Raw genomic sequence first — 4933 nt, forward strand, 5'->3', positions numbered from 1 at the left:
TTGCTGGCAGATCGCGGGAATCTGTCGAAGGCGGGGTGGGGTGGGGGGGGGGGGGTTGGGGCGCCCGGGTCTGCTCCCCCCGCGCCCCCCCGCGGGGGTGGGCCCGGGGCGCCCCCACCCCCCCCCCCCCCCCCCCCCCCCCCCCCCCCACCCCGCCTTCGACAGATTCCCGCGATCTGCCAGCAAAGTCTGAGGTCAGATCCGTTTTCCAGAGGAAAACGGATCTGACCTCATTTTCTGATTTCGAAATCTGACAGACATTCATCCACGCATGGCGGGAATCTCCCGTGTCGACCAAGGTCGACACCTACCCACAGCCGCCAGAATCTGTCAGAGGCGGGGCGGTGTGGGTGGGCAGGACCGTTGGCGCCATGGATGGCGCCATCAAGCCCCCATGGATGGGTTTACGGCGTGTCCTGACCACCCACACCACCCCGCCACCCCACGGAATGCCGCTTCGGCTTTTGCCGTTGATTGCAGCAGGTGCAGGGCTGCAAGCCCTGCCGAAAAACCCTTACCGCACTTGCTCCTGCTTGCGTACGATCGCCATCGCGATCTCCAGCGACTGCTCGTAGTTCAACCGCGGGTCCACCGTTGAACGATACGCGCGCTCCAGGTCGCGCTCGGTCAGTTCGCGCGCGCCGCCGATGCACTCGGTCACGTCCTCGCCGGTCAGTTCCAGATGCACACCGCCCAGGCGCGTACCGGCGGCCGCATGCAGGTCGAACGACATCTCCACCTCGCCACGCACGTTGTCGAAGCGACGTGTCTTGAAACCGTTGGCGGTGCTTTCGGTATTGCCATGCATCGCATCGCACACCCACAGCACGCGGCGACCATCACGCTTGACCGCGTCCAGCAGCGGCGGCAGTTTCTCGGCGATCTGCGCGGCACCCATGCGGTGGATGAAGCTCAGGCGGCCCGGCTCGTCATGCGGGTTGAGCACATCGATCAGGCGCAGCAGCTGGTCCGGCGTCACCGACGGGCCCACCTTGATCGCAATCGGATTCCGCACGCCACGCAGGTATTCCACGTGCGCGCCATCCAGCGCAGCCGTGCGCATGCCGATCCACGGGTAATGCGTGCTCAGGTTCAACCAGCCCTGCTGGCGGGGCACCTGGCGGGTCAGTGCCTGCTCGTACGGCAACAGCAGCGCTTCATGCGAGGTGTAGAAGTCGATGCGGTTGAGGTTGTGCACGCGGGCCCCGGCCAACGTCTCCATGAAATGCACGGCATCGCCGATCGAGGCCACCATCTTCTGGTACTCGGCGGCCAGCGGCGAATGGCTCACCCATTCCAGGTTCCAGTACTCGGGGTGGTGCAGGTCGGCGAAACCACCATCGATCAGCGCCCGTACGAAGTTCATCGTCATCGCCGAATGCGCGTGCGCCTGCAGCATCCGCTTCGGGTCCGGCAGGCGCGCTGCTTCAGTGAAGGCCGGCGCATTGATGACATCGCCGCGGTAGCTCGGCAGGGTCACACCGTCGCGCGTCTCGGTATCGGCCGAACGCGGCTTGGCGTACTGGCCGGCGAAACGACCCACGCGGATCACCGGCTGGCGCAGCCCATGCACCAGCACCAGGCTCATCTGCAGCAGCACCTTCAGGCGGTTGGAGATGGTGCCCGATTCGCAGTCGCTGAAGTTCTCGGCGCAGTCGCCGCCCTGCAGCAGGAAGCGCTTGCCCTCCTGGGCCTCCGCCAACTGCTGCTTCAGGGCCAGGATCTCCCACGAGGTGACCAGCGGCGGCAGCCGCTTCAGCTCGTGCAGGGCAGCGTCCAGCGCCACCGGGTCCGGGTAGGTCGGCATCTGCAGCGCGGTCTTGCCACGCCAGCTCTCCGGCGACCAGGCAGCGCCGGTGGCGGCTGCGGCGGGATCGGGGACAGGCGAAACGGCGGACAGGCTCATTGCAGGCTTCCGGAGGTAGGGGACGTTCATGGTCGCAGAGCCGACCGCTGTCGCAAAGGGCCGAACGGCGTCTGCACATGACTGAACGCCGGGGAAAGGGCATCGCCATTGGCCAAAAGCGGCATGCCCACGGCCAGCTGGTCAGGCGCATGATTCGCCACGCACTGTTACGAAGTAACACTCAATCCCCAATGGCCCCTTCCACAGCCTATCCGCCATGAAGCCCTCCCTGCTTGCTACCGGCATCACCTTCGCCCTGACCCTGGCCAGCCTGCCTTCCCTCGCCGTGGCCGCCGATGCCGCCGCTCCCGTGAAGGACCTCGACGCGGTCACCGTCCACGCCCAGCTCGACCAGGCCCGCAACACGCTGTCGCCGGACATCGGCAGCAGCCAGTACCAGATCACCGCCGAGGACATCCAGAAGCAGCCGCTGGGCGCCTCCGCGCCGCTCAGCCAGGTGCTGCTGCAGGCGCCCGGCGTGGTCCAGGATTCCTACGGCGGCGTGCACGTGCGTGGCGACCACGCCAATCTGCAGTACCGCATCAACGGCGTGCTGCTGCCCGAATCGATCTCGGGCTTCGGCCAGACGCTGGATGCACGCACCATCAAGAGCATCCGCCTGATGGATGGCGCGCTGCCGGCGCAGTTCGGCGAGCGCACCGCTGCAGTGGTCGACATCACCACCCGCAGCGGCGCCGAGCTCGGCAACGGCGGCAGCGCCGGGCTGACCGCAGGCTCGTTCGGCAAGATCAATCCCAACGCCTCGTGGTGGGGCAACCAGGGGCGCTGGAGCTGGTTCCTGACTGGCAACTACGACCAGAACGAGGTTGGCCTGGAGAACCCGACCCGCTCGCGCAAGCCGCTGCACGACGACACCCGCCAGGGCAAAGCGTTCGCTGACCTTACCTACCTCGTCAACGAGAACACCCGCCTGAGCGTGTTCGCCGGCTTTGCCAACAATCGCTTCCAGATCCCGGTCAACCCCGGGCAGACGCCGCAGTTCGGTTACCTCGATACCACCACCTTCGACTCCAGCCAGCTGGATGAAACCCAGCGCGAGGCCACCCGCTTCGGCATGCTGGTGCTGCAGGGCACGTTGGGCAGCACCGCATATCAGCTCTCGGCCGGGCAGCGCTACAGCGATGTGGCATTCCATCCGGATGTCGTCGGCGACCTGGTGTTCAGTGGCGTCGCCTCGCAGGTGCAACGCAGCAACCGCGCCAACACGCTGCAGGCCGATTTCTCCACCCCACTGGGCAACGACCACACGCTGCGCTATGGCCTGTACGGCAACTACGAGAATGCGCGGGCCAGCAACAGCAGCTGGGTGTTTCCGGTCGATGACGCCGGCCAGCAGTCCAGCACCACACCGCTGCTGATACCTGACCGCAGTGCCTTCCATGCCAGCACGCTGGCGTTGTACGTGCAGGATGAATGGAAGATCGGCGACGACTGGACCGTCAACTACGGCCTGCGCGGAGATCGCTACAAGGCCTTTGGCCACACCGAGGGCCAGCTCAGCCCCCGCGTGGGAGTGGTCTGGAATGCCAGCGACAGCACCACCGTGCATGCCGGCTATTCGCGTTACTTCACGCCACCGGCCAGTGAGCTGATCGCCAGCAGCGATATCGCCCTATACGACGGCACCACCAACCAGCAGCCCAGCGGCGGCAACAACACGCCACTGGCCGAACGCAGCGACTACTACGACATCGGCGTGTCGCAGCAGGTGGGCGACCACCTCACCCTGGGCTTGGACGCCTATGATCGCCGCGTTGCGCGCCTGCAGGACGAAGGCCAGTTCGGCGCCGCCTACATCTACTCGACGTTCAACTATCGCCGTGGCCACATCCGTGGGCTGGAGTTCAGTGCCGACTACAGCAACGGCCCGTTCAGCGCCTACTTCAACGCGGCGTACAACAAGGCCATCGGCACCCAGGTGATCACCAGCCAGTACAACCTAGATCCGGACGCGCTGGCCTATGTGGCCGACCACTGGATCCACCTCGACCACGACCAGAAACTGACCTCATCGGGTGGCTTCAGCTACGCCTTTGCCGGACACAACCGGATCGGTGCCAACTACGTGTTCGGCAGCGGCCTGCGTTCGGACATCGAGGGCGTACCCAACGGCGGCGAGCTGCCGTCGTACCTGCAGGTGAACCTCAGCGCCGGGCACGACTTCAATGCCGACAGCGGCCATCCGTTGCACGTCCAACTGGCCGTGATCAACGCACTGGATCGCAGCTACCAGCTGCGCGACGGTGGCGGTGTCGGCGTCTTCGCCCCGCAGTGGGGACCGCGCCGAGGTGCTTACCTGAGCCTGCAGCAGGATTTCTGAGGTAGCGCCGGCCGCTGGCCGGTATTCCCACGGTGTGCCGGCGAGCGGCCGGCACTACCCTGCGTTCAGCGCTTGACCCTGCGCAGCGACACCACCAGCGCCCACAGCGCCAGCAGCACGAACCACACGCCCGACCACATCGGCATGGTCAGGCCCAGGAAGGTCCAGTCGATGTTGCCGCAGTTGCCGGTACCGGTGAGCACCGTGCGGAACACTTCCAGCGGCCCCATGGTCTCGCGCAGGAAGCTCAGCGGCGGGCCGCAGGTCGCGCCCATCTCCGGCGGCAGCATCTGCACGTAGACGTGGCGCGCGGCAATGCCGACGCCTACTGCGGCGGCAATGAAGGCGAGAATCCCGTAGGTCGCGCGTCCCGGGCGGTTGGACGGCCCGTGCAGCGCACCGATCAGGAACAGCAGGCCCAGCGCGGCGAAGGCCAGCCGCTGGAAGATGCACAGCGGACACGGCTCTAGGCCCATCTTCAGCTGCAGGAAGATCGCGTAGCCGAGCAGGCCCGCGCAGATCAGGAAGCCCAGGAAGAACTGGGCGCGGAAGGGCCAGCGCAGTGGATTCATCGTCAACGCTCGAATGGATCAGGGCGCCAAGCGTAACCGAGAGCGCGCGCCATTCGAACCGCCACAGGTGACGCCTGTCGGAACGGTGCGGGTCGCATTGTGCCGCAGGTAGCG

At 66.3% G+C, this 4933-nt stretch carries 3 protein-coding genes; 1 reads left to right on the forward strand and 2 read right to left on the reverse strand.

All coding sequences use genetic code 11. The features are described from left to right. Positions 1–514 precede the first annotated feature (514 nt). Positions 515–1906 (reverse strand): class II 3-deoxy-7-phosphoheptulonate synthase, encoded by a 1392-nt coding sequence (locus R5H29_RS00120; protein ID WP_155029004.1) that lies wholly within the window; start codon positions 1904–1906, stop codon positions 515–517. Between the two features lie 217 nt (positions 1907–2123). Between R5H29_RS00120 and R5H29_RS00125 the strand changes: the two genes are divergently transcribed. Further along, complete coding sequence (locus tag R5H29_RS00125) at positions 2124–4247, forward strand: TonB-dependent receptor (RefSeq protein WP_155029003.1); 2124 nt, start codon at positions 2124–2126, stop codon at positions 4245–4247. A 65-nt stretch (positions 4248–4312) separates the two neighbouring features. Here R5H29_RS00125 and R5H29_RS00130 read toward each other — a convergent pair whose 3' ends face one another. Continuing rightward, positions 4313–4819: a disulfide bond formation protein B gene (locus tag R5H29_RS00130; protein WP_058980348.1), complete on the reverse strand. Its 507-nt coding sequence runs from the start codon at positions 4817–4819 to the stop codon at positions 4313–4315. Positions 4820–4933: the final 114 nt, after the last annotated feature.

Source organism: Stenotrophomonas sp. A3_2 (assembly GCF_036624925.1).
In the GTDB taxonomy this organism is placed as follows: domain Bacteria; phylum Pseudomonadota; class Gammaproteobacteria; order Xanthomonadales; family Xanthomonadaceae; genus Stenotrophomonas; species Stenotrophomonas hibiscicola.